This is a genomic window from Rhodococcus jostii NBRC 16295 (assembly GCF_001894825.1).
GTDB lineage: Bacteria > Actinomycetota > Actinomycetes > Mycobacteriales > Mycobacteriaceae > Rhodococcus_F > Rhodococcus_F jostii.
Genome location: NZ_BCWY01000035.1, coordinates 1 through 14392 on the forward strand (window position 1 = coordinate 1; position 14392 = coordinate 14392).

The following is a 14392-nucleotide window of genomic DNA, read 5'->3' on the forward strand; positions in this document are numbered from 1 at the left end:
ACCGCCGCGCACCACCCAGGTGCCGCGTTCGGTCCCGCCGCGCGCAACGCCCCGGCCGCGGCCCAACCCCGACATTCCGGCCCACCCCATTCCGCAGGTGCGCTACCGCGACCGGTACGAGCCGCCGTTCGAGACGGAGCAGCCCCGCTAGAGCGGGGTGAGCGGGCCGATCAGGTCCGCGCCGCGCGAAGCTCGCGCGGCAATGCGAAGACCAGCGTCTCGTTGGCCGTGGTGACCGGCTGGACGTCGTGGAATCCGTGCTCGTCGAGCAGATCGATCACGCCGCGGACCAGGATCTCCGGCACGGACGCGCCCGAGGTGATTCCCACCGTCCGGACGCCGTCGAGCCACGCCGGATCGACCTCGCGTGCGTAGTCGACCAGGTACGACGCCTTCGCGCCCGCACCCAGCGCTACCTCGACGAGGCGGACGGAGTTCGACGAGTTCCGGGAGCCGACCACGATCACGAGGTCGCACTCGGGCGCCATCGCCTTGACCGCCACCTGACGGTTCTGGGTGGCGTAGCAGATGTCGTCGCTCGGCGGGTCCTGCAGATTCGGGAAACGCTCCCGCAGTCGGGCGACCGTCTGCATCGTCTCGTCGACGCTCAACGTGGTCTGCGACAGCCAGATGACCTTCGATTCGTCGCGGACGGTCACGGTGTCGACCGAATCGGGACCGTCGACGAGCTGCACGTGATCGGGGGCCTCGCCGGCCGTGCCCTCCACTTCCTCGTGGCCTTCGTGGCCGATGAGGAGGATGTCGAAGTCGTCGCGGGCGAAGCGCTTGGCCTCCTGGTGAACCTTCGTGACCAGCGGGCAGGTGGCGTCGATCGTGCGCAGATTGCGCGCTGCAGCTGATTCGTGAACGGCGGGAGACACGCCGTGGGCGGAGAACACGAGCAGCGCACCCTCGGGAACCTCGTCGGTTTCGTCGACGAAGACGACACCCTGATCGGTGAGCGTCTCGACGACGTGCCGATTGTGCACGATCTCCTTGCGCACGTAGATCGGGGCGCCGTGCTTCTCGAGAGCCTTCTCCACCGTCTCGACGGCGCGGTCGACGCCGGCGCAGTAGCCGCGTGGCTCTGCGAGCAGCACGCGCTTCCCGCCGTCGGCACGCGACGCTCCCGAATCTGCCGAACGTGTGATACCCACATTGAGTGGAACAGCCGAAGACATGGTTCCAGACTACGGGGCACCCCCGGCGGACGACACTTTCGCAGGGCCCCGGCGGGGTACTGTGCGCATCGTCGCACCCGAGTCGTCGACGCTGTGGGCACGTCGGCTACCCAAACGTGCCGTTGTCAGGCAGGCTGTGGGAATGATTCGTCCCCCGTTCGTGGCGCGCGTCGCCGCTGGAATCGCCGTGACGGCCGTCGAAGAGGCCCGAAAGCTGCCCACCACCGCGGCGACCCTGCCCATGACCGCGGTCAGCCAGGTGCTGCAGACCACGATGCGGGTTCAGCAGTCCATGACGGCGCTGGCCATCAAGGGTGACCAGGCATTCGCACTCATCAACTGGACGCACGACGACGAGCAGCCGGCGTGGGCGGTCTTCGACGAGGACACCGGTCCCGAGCCCGCCGTCGACGGCACCGACGACCGTCCGGCCGGACCGGGCCGGTTCGCCCTGTACTCGCTGAGCCCGCAGGACGAGAGCGCGCTCCCGAAGATCTCGACCCCGAAGGCTGCTCCCGCCGCCACCAACGGTTCCGCCCCCGCGAAGACCGCGACCAAGAAGCCCACGGCCTCCGCGCCGGCCGTCGCCGAACCCGAGATCGCCGTGCTCCTCGACTACGGCACGCTCACCCTCGCCCAGTTGCGGGCGCGCCTGCGCAGCCTGTCGGTCGAGGACCTCACGACGCTGCTGGACTACGAGAACGCGACCCTCGCACGGGCGCCGTTCCAGACCATGCTGACCAACCGCATCACCACCGCCAAGGCCAAGTGACCTCCGCACAGCCCCGCGCAGCCAGTATCGGACCGAGTACCGCCGAGCAGCCCTGGCCTGTCCGCACCGTGTCGGCCAAGGTCGCACAGTGGATCGACCGGCTCGGCAGCGTCTGGGTGGAGGGACAGATCACCCAGATCAACGCGCGACCCGGCACCCGGACCGCGTTTCTGGTCCTGCGGGATCCGTCCGTCGACATGTCGCTGTCGGTGACCTGTTCCCCTCAGTTGCTCCAGAACTCCCCCGTCCCGCTCACCGAGGGCAGCCGGGTGGTGATGTTCGGCAAGTTGTCGTTCTACACCGGCCGCGGGTCGGTGTCGCTGCGGGTCACGGAGATCCGCGCGATCGGGATCGGTGAACTCCTGGCCCGGATCGAGCGCTTACGCGCGTTGCTGGCCGCGGAAGGCCTGTTCGACCCTCGGTTGAAGCGTCCGCTGCCGTTCCTGCCGGGAACGATCGGGCTGATCACGGGTCGCGCGAGCGCCGCCGAGCACGACGTGCTCAGCGTGGCGCAGCGCCGCTGGCCGGCCGTGCGGTTCGAGGTGCGCAACACCCCGGTCCAGGGTGCGACCGCCGTCCCACAGATCCTCGACGCGTTGAAGGAATTGGACGCCGACCCGCACGTCGACGTCATCATCCTCGCGCGCGGCGGCGGCAGCGTGGAAGACCTGCTGCCGTTCTCCGACGAAACGCTGTGCCGCGCGATCGTCGCCTGCACGACACCGGTGGTCAGCGCGATCGGGCACGAGCCGGACAGCCCCCTCAGCGACCACGTCGCCGACCTGCGGGCCGCGACACCCACCGACGCCGCCAAACGGGTGGTCCCGGACGCCGTCGCCGAGCAGGCCCTGGTCGGCGAACTGCGGTCGCGGAGCGCGGCCGCCCTGCGCAACTGGGTGCAGCGCGAGTCGCACCTGATCTCCCAGCTGCGGAGCCGGCCGGTGCTCGCCGACCCGCTGCGCGCACTGGACCACCGGTCGGACGAGGTCGAGCGATTGCGCGAGGCCGGCCGACGCGACATCAGCCGCGCGATCGCCGCGGAGAGCACGACCGTCGAGCACCTGCGCGCCCGGCTCACGACCCTCGGGCCCGCGGCAACCCTGGCCCGCGGGTACTCCGTGGTCCAGCGGATAGTGCCCGACGGCGACCCCGAGGTGCTGCGTTCGGTCGACGACGCCCCGCCGGGCACCCAGATTCGCGTTCGAGTCGCCGACGGCGCAGTCCGTGCCGCGGTGATGGGAAAGGACAAGTAGGACATGAGCAAGCCCACCGGAAACGACACCGACATCGCGGAGCTCGGCTACGAGGCGGCGCGCGACGAACTCGTCGACGTGGTCAAGGTGCTGGAGCAGGGCGGCCTCGACTTGGACGCGTCGCTCGCGTTGTGGGAGCGGGGCGAAGCCCTGGCGAAGCGTTGCGAGGAGCACCTCGCCGGGGCCCGCAAGCGCGTCGAGACCGCGCTGTCACATGCCGACGACGAGGGCTGACGCCCCTCTCGTCTCAGTCTGCGAGGACCGGGGCGTCCGCCGACGCGGTCGTCAACTGCTCGAACGCCTCGGGTGATGCGCTGCCCGTGACGAGCAGCCGGACGTCGCCGAAGTCGGACACCCAGATCGGTTCGACACCCTCACCGCCGTACACGATCCAGCTGTGACCTGCGACGTCCTCGGTTCCGGTGGCCGTGCGCGGTCCACCCGCGACGAACGGCACGAGTACCGTCTCGCCGGCGTTGCTCTGCGTGAGCTGGATGTAGCGGCCGGCGTCGGTGATGAAACCGACGGTGCTCGAATCGCCGCCACCGTCGCCGCTGACGATGCTGCGGCTGCCCGAGTTGGGCGTCCAGCCCTCCGGGGTCGCCGGCTGACGCACCGGGAACGGAAGGTCCTTCGCGTCGTACTTCAGCGCCGCGTCGATGTCGAAGCTGGGGATCGGGCCGCTCGTCGGCCCGCCGGGGCTGAACGTGCACTGGCTGGCGATACCCGCGATCAGTACGCAGAACAGGACAAGGGGTACGAGCGACCACACCATGTCGCGGTTGTTGTGCAGGATGCGGGGTTTATCAGATGCCACGCCCACCAGTATCCAGGGTCGGTCCCGGAACAACGATTCTCGGTCCCGTGAATCGCGCCCCAGCAGCGCACGTCACACATCTTTCTGGGAGAATCAGCAGGCGAGATCCACCCGACACTCGGTGGCCGTGAGGCCGCCGACACAGCGTCGGCGTACAACGTCGACCGTGACAGCACCAGGAGGCACTGCCCATGACGGCTAGCACCACTTCGAGTCGCCGCGAGGCCCCGGACCGAAATCTTGCTCTGGAATTGGTCCGAGTCACCGAGGCTGGTGCGATGGCTGCCGGTCGCTGGGTCGGCCGTGGCGACAAGGAGGGCGGCGACGGAGCTGCCGTCGACGCCATGCGCCAGCTCGTGAGCTCGGTCTCGATGCGCGGCGTCGTCGTCATCGGTGAGGGCGAGAAGGACGAAGCCCCGATGCTGTTCAACGGCGAGGAGGTCGGCAACGGCGACGGACCCGAGTGCGACTTCGCGGTCGACCCGGTCGACGGCACCACGCTGATGGCCAAGGGCATGCCCAACGCCATCGCCGTACTCGCGGTCGCCGAGCGCGGCGCCATGTTCGACCCGTCCGCCGTGTTCTACATGGAGAAGATTGCCGTCGGTCCCGACGCCGCCGACGTCATCGACATCACCGCTCCCGTCGCGGAGAACATCAAGCGCGTCGCGAAGGTCCGCAAGGCGTCCACGTCCGACGTGACGGTCTGCATCCTCGACCGCCCCCGGCATGCCGGGCTCATTCAGGAGGTCCGGGACACCGGCGCCCGCATCCGCCTCATCTCCGACGGTGACGTCGCGGGTGCGATCGCCGCCGCGCGTCCGGACTCGGGCACCGACATCCTGATCGGCACCGGTGGCACCCCGGAGGGCATCATCGCCGCCGCCGCGATGCGCTGTATGGGTGGTTCGCTGCAGGGCCGCCTGGCCCCGACCGACGACGCCGAGCGGCAGAAGGCCATCGACGCGGGCCACGACCTCGACCGCGTGCTGACGACCGAGGATCTCGTGTCCGGTGAAAATGTCTTCTTCTGCGCCACCGGTGTCACCGACGGCGACCTGCTCCGCGGTGTCCGCTACTACGGTGGCGGCGCGTCGACCCAGTCGATCGTGATGCGGTCGAAGTCGGGCACCGTCCGCATGATCGACGCGTACCACCGTCTGGAGAAGCTGCGCGAGTACTCGTCCGTGGACTTCACGGGCGAGGACGGCGCCGTTCCGCCGACGTTCTAGGCAGCTCCGCTGCTCGTGCGCCTTTCCGGTTGCTGCGGCGACCGGAAAGGCGCACGGGAGCATCCCCACTCGGCGCCCATAAGTGGCATGTTTGACGCATGACCGAGAGCAACGAGCAGCAGTACCGGATCGAACACGACACCATGGGCGAGGTGCGGGTGCCCGTGGATGCCCTGTGGCGCGCGCAAACTCAGCGTGCCGTCGAGAACTTCCCGATCAGCGGTCGAGGTCTCGAGCGCACCCAGATTCGTGCGATGGGGCTGCTGAAGGCAGCCTGCGCGCAGGTCAACAAGGACCTCGGCCTCCTCGACTCCGACAAGGCGGACGCCATCATCGCCGCGGCAGGCGAGATCGCCGAGGGCAAGCACGACGATCAATTTCCCATCGACGTCTTCCAAACCGGCTCGGGCACCAGTTCCAACATGAACGCCAACGAGGTGATCGCCTCGATCGCGGCGGCGAACGGTGTGGTGGTCCACCCCAACGACGACGTCAACATGTCGCAGTCGTCCAACGACACCTTTCCCACCGCAACACACGTCGCGGCCACCGAGGCCGCGGTGAAGGACCTCCTCCCCGCCCTCGACCATCTGCGGCTGGCGCTGCTCGACAAGTCCACCGAGTGGAAGACCGTCGTGAAGTCGGGTCGCACCCACCTCATGGACGCGGTCCCGGTGACCCTCGGGCAGGAGTTCGGCGGTTACGCACGCCAGATGGAGGCGGGAATGGAGCGGGTCGTGGCCTGCCTTCCCCGTCTCGGTGAGCTGCCCATCGGCGGCACCGCGGTCGGAACGGGACTCAATGCCCCCGACGGCTTCGGTCCGAAGGTCGTGGCCGAACTGGTGAAGGCGACGGGTGTCGACGCCCTCACACCGGCGAAGAACAGTTTCGAGGCGCAGGCGGCGCGCGACGGCCTGGTGGAGGCGTCCGGAGCGTTGCGGACGATCGCGGTGTCCCTGACCAAGATCGCCAACGACATCCGCTGGATGGGTTCGGGACCGCTCACCGGTCTCGGCGAGATCCGGCTCCCCGACCTGCAGCCCGGCAGCTCGATCATGCCCGGCAAGGTCAACCCGGTGCTCCCGGAGGCGGCCACCCAGGTCGCCGCGCAGGTGGTCGGCAACGACGCCGCCGTCGCGTGGGGAGGTGCGGCGGGCGCATTCGAGCTCAACGTGTACATCCCGATGATGGCGCGGAACCTGCTGGAGTCGTTCACGTTGCTGGCCAACGTCTCGCGGCTGTTCGCCGACCGGTGTGTCGCGGGGCTCGTCGCGAACACCGAGCACCTGAAGACTCTCGCGGAGTCGTCGCCGTCCATCGTGACGCCGCTGAACTCGGCGATCGGGTACGAGGAGGCCGCCGCGGTCGCGAAGCAGGCGCTGAAGGAGAAGAAGACCATCCGGGAAACGGTCATCGACCGCGGCCTGATCGGCGACAAGCTGAGCGAGGAAGAACTCGACAGGCGTCTCGACGTGCTGGCGATGGCGAAGGTGAAGGACTGACCCTGCCGACGGAGAGGGCCCGCACTCCGTTCGAGTGCGGGCCCTCACGCGCAGGAAGTCCCTACAGCAACGCGGACAGCTCGTCCCGGGCCTTCTCGCCCTCCTCGCCGAGATCGGTGCGACCGGCGATGTTCCACGCGCGGAGCAGCGGGGCGAAGACCTTCTCTCCTTGCTGGGCGGGGTCGTAGATCCCGGCCTCGGCGAGCACGGCGGTGCTGTCGGTTCCGCCGGGGAGCGCCACGCTCGGCACGTCGAAGGCGGCGATCCGCGAAGCGATGGCGCGCATCGTCTGGTCGGGGACCAGCTCGAACGCCGCCTCGACGAGGTTCCGGTAGAACAGTGACTGCAGTTCGTCGTCGGCGGCCAGTCGCTCGGCGATCACGGCCACCAGCGGGTCCTCACCGAGCGCCGCGGTGTTGTGATGACGCACTGCCGCGGCCTTCTCCTCGAACGCCGAGTTCGCGAGCATCTCGATCAGGTGCATCGGCGGCATCGCGTAACCGCGGACCATCTCGTCCATCCGCGCGCGCTCGAGGGCGACGGGATCGACGGCCCGCGTCACCATCAGGTAGTTCCGGAGCACGATGGAGTGCCGGTTCTCCTCCGCGGTCCAGCGGCCCACCCAGCGCCACCACGGTCCGACCAGGGCGAGATGTTTGGCGATCTCCCGGTGATAGGCGGGCACGTTGTCCGCTACCAGCACACCCACGGTCAGAGCGAGCGCCTCGACCTCGCTCAGGGTCGACTGATCTGCCGACCAATCCGTTCCACCCATGAACGCAAAGTTCTTGCCCTGGTCCCAGGGAACCAGATCGTGCGGCTGCCAGCCGTCCGCCTCGGCGATGTGGCGTGTGAGGTTTTCGTCCACCACCGGAGCCAGCTCACTGAGCAGCTGCGAGTCATTCTTTTCAATCGGCATCCGCACACCGTAGCGTCCGCGCCCGGGTGCCGGGTTGACCAGCGGTGGATTCGAGGGAACAACACCGGCGTTGTGACGAAAACAGCCAGGTCATGGGCCTGTAGTCGTTAGGCTGGGAGTTCACGACCCTCCCGGGCCCGAGCAGAGGATCGCCAATGCGTCGACATGGGAACCTGACGATACTTCTGCTCGCCGTCGCTCTTGGCGGGTCCCTCCTCACGGGGTGCGGCTCCGGCACGGACGACTCCTCGCCCTCCGCAACCTCCACGTCCGAATCTTCCACACCACCGAATCCGGGCACCGTCGCGGGCGTCGAGATCCCCGACGGTCAGATCGACGACGCCGTCGGCCGTCTCGACGAACTGGCGAACGAGTTGATGGAGAGTTCCGGGCTGCCGGGCATGGCGGTCGCCGTCGTCCGCGGCGGGCAGACCGTCTACGCGAAGGGTTTCGGGGTTCGTGAGGCGGGCACCGATCAGAAGGTGGACGCCGACACCGTGTTCCAGTTGGCGTCGATGTCGAAACCGGTGGGGTCCACGGTGGTGGCCCATCAGGTCGGCGACGGGGTGATCGGCTGGGACACTCCCGTGGCGTCCACGTTGCCCGGGTTCGCCCTCGCCGACCCGTGGGTCACCGAGCACGTCACGGTGGGCGATCTGTACTCGCACCGGTCGGGGCTGCCCGATCATGCCGGCGACCTGCTCGAGGACCTGGGTTACAACCGGCAGCAAGTGCTGGACAAGCTCCGGCTCGACCCGTTGAACCCGTTCCGGATCACGTACGAGTACACCAACTTCGGTCTCACCGCGGCAGCCGAGGCCGTCGCGGTGGCGTCCGGGACGGATTGGGCGACGCTTTCGGAGCAGACGATCTACCAGCCGCTGGGGATGTCCTCCACGAGTTCGCGGTTCGCCGACTATCAGGCCCGCAGCGACCGCGCCGTCGCACACCAACTCGTCGACGGCAGGTACGTCGCCGATGCGGTGCGCGACCCCGACGCCCAGTCCCCCGCCGGCGGGGTGAGCTCGTCCGTCAACAACATGGGCAAATGGCTGGCGATGCTGCTGGCGGACGGAACGTTCGAGGGCAAGGAGATCGTGTCGCCCGAGGCGCTGCTGCCGGCCGTCAGTCCGCAGATGGTGTCCAGCCCACCGCGTTCGATGGACAGCCGTCCGGGGTCCTACGGTTACGGGTTCAATGTCTCGAGTTCGCCGGCAGGCCGGGTCTCCCTCAGCCACTCCGGTGGATTCCAGCTCGGGGTGGCGACGAACTTCGTTGCGATACCGTCGGCCGACGTCGCGATCGTCGCCCTGACCAACGGGTCACCCATCGGGATTCCCGAAGCCCTCACCGCCGAGTTCGCCGACCTCGTCCAGTTCGGGGAGATCCGCGAGGACTGGAGAGCGTTGTACCGGCAGGCCATCGCGCCGATGGACGAGCCCGAGGGCAGTCTCGTCGGCCAGACCGCCCCCGCGAACCCGGCACCACCGCAGCCCCTTCCGACCTATGCGGGCACGTACGACAACGCATATTGGGGGCCCGCCGTCATCACCGAGAGCAACGGCGGGCTGACACTCCAACTCGGTCCCGCCGGGCAGACCTTCCCCCTCACACACTGGGACGGCGACACCTTCACCTTCACACCCACCGGTGAGAACGCCCCACCCGGAACCATCTCGAAGGCCACGTTCGCCGGCAACAACGTCACACTCGAGCACTACGACATGGAAGGCACGGGGACATTCGTCCGCTGAGCCGACACATCGACGGGGAGAAGATCATGAATTCGAACTCGCACGCACCCACGGGAACCACGCAGAAGGACACCGCGAATGTCGAGGTGGTGCGAGCGTTCCTGGACGCGCTCGTCGCCGGCGACCCGGACGCCGCACAGCAGTACCTCGACCAGGACATCGTGTGGCACAACGTGTCTCTGCCCAAGATCCGCGGAATCCGCTCCGTGATGCGCATCTTGGACGGCATGAGCCGCCCTGGTTTCGGATTCGACGTGCGTCTGCACCACATCGCCGACGACGGAACGGCAGTGCTCACCGAACGCACCGACGTCCTGATCTACAAGCGTCTCCGCAGCGAATTCTGGGTGTGCGGCACGTTCGAGATGAAGGACGGCAAGATCGCCGTCTGGCGTGACTATTTCAGCAACCGGGACGTCCTGTGGGGCACGATCAAGGGGATCGTGCGGGCCTTCTGACGACCCCGGTTTTCTGCTGACACTCCGCCCGATGTCACCTCGGTGCAGTCCGACTGCACTGGTGCGACACCGGGCGGATCACGCTGCGGGACAGGCGCCTACGGCGTCGGCCCGAACTCCTCGAGCATCTCCGTGACGAGCGCGGCGATCGGCGAGCGCTCACTGCGCGTCAACGTGATGTGAGCGAACAGCGGATGCCCCTTGAGCTTCTCGATCACCGCCGCCACACCGTCGTGACGCCCGACCCTCAGATTGTCGCGCTGAGCGACGTCGTGCGTGAGGATCACCCGGGAACCGGTACCGAGCCGGGAGAGCACTGTGAGCAGCACGTTGCGTTCCAGGGACTGCGCCTCGTCCACGATCACGAACGAATCGTGCAGTGAGCGTCCGCGAATATGCGTGAGTGGCAACACTTCCAGCATGCCGCGACTGATGACCTCGTCCATCACCTCAGTACTGGCAAGACCGTCCAGGGTGTCGAAGACCGCCTGGGCCCACGGCCCCATCTTCTCGCTCTCACTGCCCGGCAGGTAGCCGAGTTCCTGACCGCCCACCGCATAGAGAGGCCGGAAGACGACGACCTTCCGCTGGGTGCGACGCTCCAGCACCGCCTCCAGACCCGCCGTCAACGCCAGCGCCGACTTACCGGTGCCCGCCTTGCCGCCGAGCGACACGATGCCCACGCTGTCGTCGAGCAGGATGTCCAGGGCGATCCGCTGCTCGGCCGAACGTCCGTGCAGGCCGAACGCTTCACGCTCTCCGCGCACCAACTGCACTCGCTTGTCGGCGTTCACCCTGCCCAGCGCGCTCGACGAACCACCCAGCAGCCGAATACCCGTGTGGCACGGCAGCTCCCGGGCCTCTTCCAGGTCGACGACGCCCTCGGCGAACAATTCGTCGATCGACGAGGATGCCACATCCATTTCGGTCATACCCGTCCAACCGGACGGAACGACGTCGTGGGCGTGGTACTCGTCGGCGGGCAGACCCACCGCACCGGCCTTCACACGCAGCGGGATGTCCTTGCTGACGAGGACGACGTCGCTGCCCTCGGCCTCGAGATTCAGTGCGCAGGCGAGGATCCTGGAATCGTTGCTGTCCGTGCGGAATCCGACCGGAAGAACCGACGGGTCGGTGTGATTCAGCTCGACCTGCAGGGTGCCGCCCTCCGTGCCGATCGGCACGGGCTGATCGAGACGACCGTATTCCAGCCGGAGGTCGTCCAGCATACGCAGCGATTCTCTTGCGAACCATCCCAACTCGTGGTGGTGTCGCTTCCCTTCGAGCTCACTGATCACGACGAGGGGAAGCACCACACGGTGCTCGGCGAACCTGGTGACGGCCCAGGGGTCGGACAGCAATACGGACGTGTCGAGTACGAACGTACGAATTCCCGAGTCCGAGGACTTCCTGGGTGCGGCGGACGAATGTCCGGCGCGGGCTGAGACGGAGCGTGAAGCAGTCACGTTGGCTCCTAGGTCTGCGTGGCACCCACGCAAACTCGGTTCGCTGGACCGGTCCGTCCCTGGTGTGTCACCACACGAGGGCCGGGCGCCGGCCCCCTCGCACTGAGTGTGTCAGCCACGATCAGGACCTCCCGTACAAGCAACTTCCCCGCTGCCTGTTACCCCCGACGGTACTGCCAAACACGCCGGACGGCCGCGCGAGAGGCGGGCGTGTCGGTGAACATCGCGTTACGCGGGGGCGTCTGCGGCGCCCGTGCGTGGTTGACGAGTCTCTGCACTCGCAGGTCACGCACGGGCGGCGGAGCCGCCTAGATCAGGCGCCAGTCCTCGAGGCCCTCGTACAGCGGGAAGTCGGCGGCGAGCTTCGACACGCGGGCCTTCAGGGCCTCGACGTCGGCCGATCCGGCGAGCGCGGCGCCGATGATGTCGGCGACCTCGGTGAACTGCTCGTCGCCGAACCCACGCGACGCGAGCGCGGCGGTGCCGATCCGGAGGCCGGACGTGACCATCGGCGGGCGCGGGTCGAACGGCACGGCGTTGCGGTTGACGGTGATGCCGACCTCGTGGAGGAGATCCTCACCCTGCTGTCCGTCGAGCTGCGAGTTGCGCAGGTCGACGAGCACGAGGTGGACGTCGGTGCCGCCGGTGAGGACGCTGACGCCCTTGTCCACGACATCCGAGCCGGTCAGGCGCTCGGCGAGGATCTTCGCACCGGTCAGCGTGCGCTGCTGACGGTCCTTGAACTCCTCGGTGCCCGCGATCTTCAGCGAAACGGCCTTGGCGGCGATGGCGTGCATCAGCGGCCCGCCCTGCTGACCGGGGAACACGGCGGAGTTGAGCTTCTTCGCCCACTCCTGCTTGGCCAGGATCAGACCGGAGCGGGGTCCGCCCAGCGTCTTGTGGACGGTGCTGGACACGACGTCGGCGTAGGGCACGGGCGACGGGTGCAGGCCGGCAGCCACCAGGCCCGCGAAGTGCGCCATGTCGACCCACAGGTACGCGCCGACCTCGTCGGCGATGGAACGGAACGCGGCAAAGTCCTCGTGACGCGGGTACGCAGACCAGCCGGCGACGATGACCTTCGGCTGCGCGGCGACGGCGATCTTGCGGACCTCGTCCATGTCGATGCGGTGGTCTTCCTTGCTGACCCCGTACGACTCGACGTCGTAGAGCTTGCCCGAGAAGTTCAGCTTCATGCCGTGCGTGAGGTGGCCGCCGTGCGCCAGGTCGAGGCCGAGGAGCTTCTCCCCCGGGTTCATCAGGGCCATCAGGACGGCCGCGTTGGCCTGGGCGCCGGAGTGCGGCTGGACGTTCGCGAAGTCGGCGCCGAACAGTTCCTTGGCGCGGGTGCGGGCGAGGTCCTCGATGACGTCGACGTGCTCGCAGCCGCCGTAGTACCGGCGCCCCGGGTAGCCTTCGGCGTACTTGTTGGTGAGGACGCTGCCCTGCGCCTGGAGGACCGCGCGGGGAACGAAGTTCTCCGAGGCGATCATCTCGAGCGTGTCGCGCTGACGGGCCAGCTCACCTGCCATGGCCTGGGCGACTTCGGGGTCGAGTTCGGCGAGGGGGGCCGTGTTGACGTCGGTACCGGGCACAGCGGTCATCGAGGAATCTCCAAGCTGGATGCGGAAACGAATGCTCCCAGTCTACGAAGAACCCGTGAGGAGTACCTAACCGCCCGCGGTGAGGGACCCCTCACCGGCACGCAGGACGCTGGGAACGAGCGGCTCGTCGAGCAGTCGACGGAACCGCTCCGACCGCTCCGCGCCGACGGGCACCTCGGCCAGCCAGCCGCCGAGCAGGCGGTATCCCTCCACATAGGTGCTGGTGTAGGCCCGCCACAGCGGCGACGACAGGAACCGCAGCGACTGCCGGGCCCGCTCGGGGGTCGACAGGCTCCACCGCTGCAGGAACGCGGCGACGTCGTCGTGGCTGCGGCCCTCGTCGTGCAGCATCATTGCCGCGTCCTGCCGCACGCCGAGCAGCTGGCCGGATGCCCCGGACAGGCGTTGCGCCTGCTCACCGTCGAATCGCAGCCCGAGGTCGGCGTAGATTTTCTGCGCCCACAGCCCCCAGTCGGACCCGACGATCGCCTCCAGTGCGAGGTCGGCGAGGCCCTCCGCCATCAGGCACTGCGGGGTGTTGACGACGAACAGCGTCTGCTCGAGCTGTCCCGCGCCGACCAGTCCGGCTTCTTTGCGGCAGTGCTCGGTGTGGTGGCCGGGGTACGACTCGTGCGCGATCAGCCGCGGCAGGTTCGACATGTGCTGCTTCAGGTCGGAGTTGATCGCGACCCGGGAACGGTAGTCGCCGAGGTAGTAATTGAACCCCGACCACGGCTTGTCGCCCACCACCTCGTACTCGACGACCTCCGTCTCGGGCAGGGCGTAGTGCTCCCGCACGAGATCGCGCAAGGCGCTGGAGAAGGCGTCGACGCATTCCTGCAACCGGTCCGCGGGGATCTCGTCCTTCGCGCGGTGGGCCTGGATGCGTTCGGCCAACGGCCCCGTCCCGGGCAGCACGGCGTCCATCTTCCGGTGCGCCTCCCGGTACTGCTCCTCGTCACCGCGTTCGATGCGGACGTCGAAGTACGCCTCGACCTCGTCGACGAATGCGACGTCGTCTCCAGCGAACTTGCGTCCCGAGCATTCGAGGGCGCGCAGATGGACGTCGAGGAACCGGGTGCGCTCTTCGGACAGTCCGGCCGACGGCAACTCCTCGCGAAGGTTCGCCGCCGTGCGCGCGAGGTCGCGCGGATCGGGCTTCGGCGCGTTCTCCACCTGCCTGCGCAGCGCGGGATCGCCGGTGTACGCGTCGACGAATCCTTCCTCCAGCCGGTCGAAACCCAGCCCGAGCAGCAAGTATTCGCGGACGAACGAAACGGATTCCATGCCGTCCGACCTTAGTCGCAGACACGTCTTCCCGACCCGCCGACAGCGCAGCGTGTGGCACCAAGCACAATCCGACTATGCAACCGCTACTCGCCAGCGCGACGACGACGGCAGAGATTCTGGGCATGGGCCGCTCACTCCCCCTGG

General features: G+C 68.1%; 13 protein-coding genes. 7 read left to right on the top strand and 6 right to left on the bottom strand.

The features are described from left to right. Positions 1-170 precede the first annotated feature (170 nt). The gene (locus RJ1_RS22255; protein WP_073364033.1) at positions 171-1181 is read right to left on the bottom strand and encodes a 4-hydroxy-3-methylbut-2-enyl diphosphate reductase; all 1011 of its coding nucleotides are present in this window, start codon (positions 1179-1181) and stop codon (positions 171-173) included. Between the two features lie 142 nt (positions 1182-1323). Here RJ1_RS22255 and RJ1_RS22260 point away from each other — a divergent pair, with 142 nt between their 5' ends. From RJ1_RS22260 to RJ1_RS22270, 3 genes are read left to right on the top strand one after another with little or no spacing between them, the layout of a single operon-like run. After that, positions 1324-1953 (top strand): lipid droplet-associated protein, encoded by a 630-nt coding sequence (locus RJ1_RS22260; protein WP_073364174.1) that lies wholly within the window; start codon positions 1324-1326, stop codon positions 1951-1953. Beyond that, the gene (gene xseA / locus RJ1_RS22265; RefSeq protein ID WP_073364034.1) at positions 1950-3206 is read left to right on the top strand and encodes an exodeoxyribonuclease VII large subunit; all 1257 of its coding nucleotides are present in this window, start codon (positions 1950-1952) and stop codon (positions 3204-3206) included. The genes RJ1_RS22260 and xseA overlap by 4 nt, the downstream gene beginning before the upstream one ends. A gap of 3 nt (positions 3207-3209) precedes the next feature. After that, positions 3210-3440 carry an exodeoxyribonuclease VII small subunit gene (locus tag RJ1_RS22270; RefSeq protein ID WP_073364035.1) on the top strand — a complete coding sequence of 77 codons (231 nt, stop codon included), beginning with the start codon at positions 3210-3212 and terminating at the stop codon, positions 3438-3440. Between the two features lie 13 nt (positions 3441-3453). Here the strand turns inward: RJ1_RS22270 and RJ1_RS22275 are convergent, their stop codons facing one another. Continuing rightward, the gene (locus RJ1_RS22275) at positions 3454-4023 is read right to left on the bottom strand and encodes a DUF4245 domain-containing protein (protein ID WP_073364175.1); all 570 of its coding nucleotides are present in this window, start codon (positions 4021-4023) and stop codon (positions 3454-3456) included. Between the two features lie 191 nt (positions 4024-4214). Here RJ1_RS22275 and glpX point away from each other — a divergent pair, with 191 nt between their 5' ends. Then, positions 4215-5255 (top strand): class II fructose-bisphosphatase, encoded by a 1041-nt coding sequence (glpX, locus tag RJ1_RS22280; RefSeq protein WP_073364037.1) that lies wholly within the window; start codon positions 4215-4217, stop codon positions 5253-5255. A gap of 98 nt (positions 5256-5353) precedes the next feature. Continuing rightward, positions 5354-6757 carry a class II fumarate hydratase gene (locus tag RJ1_RS22285; RefSeq protein WP_073364038.1) on the top strand — a complete coding sequence of 468 codons (1404 nt, stop codon included), beginning with the start codon at positions 5354-5356 and terminating at the stop codon, positions 6755-6757. A gap of 61 nt (positions 6758-6818) precedes the next feature. Here RJ1_RS22285 and RJ1_RS22290 read toward each other — a convergent pair whose 3' ends face one another. Next, positions 6819-7676 (bottom strand): acyl-ACP desaturase, encoded by an 858-nt coding sequence (locus RJ1_RS22290; RefSeq protein ID WP_073364040.1) that lies wholly within the window; start codon positions 7674-7676, stop codon positions 6819-6821. Between the two features lie 155 nt (positions 7677-7831). On the opposite strand from RJ1_RS22290, the gene RJ1_RS22295 reads away from it, so the two are divergent. After that, positions 7832-9430, top strand: coding sequence for a serine hydrolase (locus RJ1_RS22295; RefSeq protein WP_073364042.1), 1599 nt, complete (start codon positions 7832-7834; stop codon positions 9428-9430). Positions 9431-9456: 26 nt separating this feature from the next. Next, positions 9457-9888 (top strand): limonene-1,2-epoxide hydrolase family protein, encoded by a 432-nt coding sequence (locus RJ1_RS22300; protein WP_073364044.1) that lies wholly within the window; start codon positions 9457-9459, stop codon positions 9886-9888. 98 nt (positions 9889-9986) lie between these two features. Here RJ1_RS22300 and phoH2 read toward each other — a convergent pair whose 3' ends face one another. From phoH2 to RJ1_RS22315, 3 genes are all read right to left on the bottom strand, one after another. Further along, complete coding sequence (gene phoH2, locus RJ1_RS22305; RefSeq protein WP_073364046.1) at positions 9987-11354, bottom strand: RNA 5'-3' helicase PhoH2; 1368 nt, start codon at positions 11352-11354, stop codon at positions 9987-9989. Positions 11355-11662: 308 nt separating this feature from the next. After that, entirely contained in the window at positions 11663-12958 is a 1296-nt protein-coding gene (glyA, locus tag RJ1_RS22310; RefSeq protein WP_073364048.1) for a serine hydroxymethyltransferase, read from the bottom strand. A 66-nt stretch (positions 12959-13024) separates the two neighbouring features. Further along, positions 13025-14245 (bottom strand): DUF885 domain-containing protein, encoded by a 1221-nt coding sequence (locus RJ1_RS22315; RefSeq protein WP_073364050.1) that lies wholly within the window; start codon positions 14243-14245, stop codon positions 13025-13027. Positions 14246-14392 lie beyond the last annotated feature (147 nt).

What these genes read in the sequence shown, in the direction of transcription:
- RJ1_RS22255 (WP_073364033.1), bottom strand. Translation starts at nt 1,181, where the DNA reads ATGTCTTCGGCTGTTCCACTCAATGTGGGTATCACACGTTCGGCAGAT.
- RJ1_RS22260 (WP_073364174.1), top strand. Translation starts at nt 1,324, where the DNA reads ATGATTCGTCCCCCGTTCGTGGCGCGCGTCGCCGCTGGAATCGCCGTG.
- RJ1_RS22270 (WP_073364035.1), top strand. Translation starts at nt 3,210, where the DNA reads ATGAGCAAGCCCACCGGAAACGACACCGACATCGCGGAGCTCGGCTAC.
- glpX (WP_073364037.1), top strand. Translation starts at nt 4,215, where the DNA reads ATGACGGCTAGCACCACTTCGAGTCGCCGCGAGGCCCCGGACCGAAAT.
- RJ1_RS22285 (WP_073364038.1), top strand. Translation starts at nt 5,354, where the DNA reads ATGACCGAGAGCAACGAGCAGCAGTACCGGATCGAACACGACACCATG.
- RJ1_RS22290 (WP_073364040.1), bottom strand. Translation starts at nt 7,676, where the DNA reads ATGCCGATTGAAAAGAATGACTCGCAGCTGCTCAGTGAGCTGGCTCCG.
- RJ1_RS22295 (WP_073364042.1), top strand. Translation starts at nt 7,832, where the DNA reads ATGCGTCGACATGGGAACCTGACGATACTTCTGCTCGCCGTCGCTCTT.
- RJ1_RS22300 (WP_073364044.1), top strand. Translation starts at nt 9,457, where the DNA reads ATGAATTCGAACTCGCACGCACCCACGGGAACCACGCAGAAGGACACC.
- glyA (WP_073364048.1), bottom strand. Translation starts at nt 12,958, where the DNA reads ATGACCGCTGTGCCCGGTACCGACGTCAACACGGCCCCCCTCGCCGAA.
- RJ1_RS22315 (WP_073364050.1), bottom strand. Translation starts at nt 14,245, where the DNA reads ATGGAATCCGTTTCGTTCGTCCGCGAATACTTGCTGCTCGGGCTGGGT.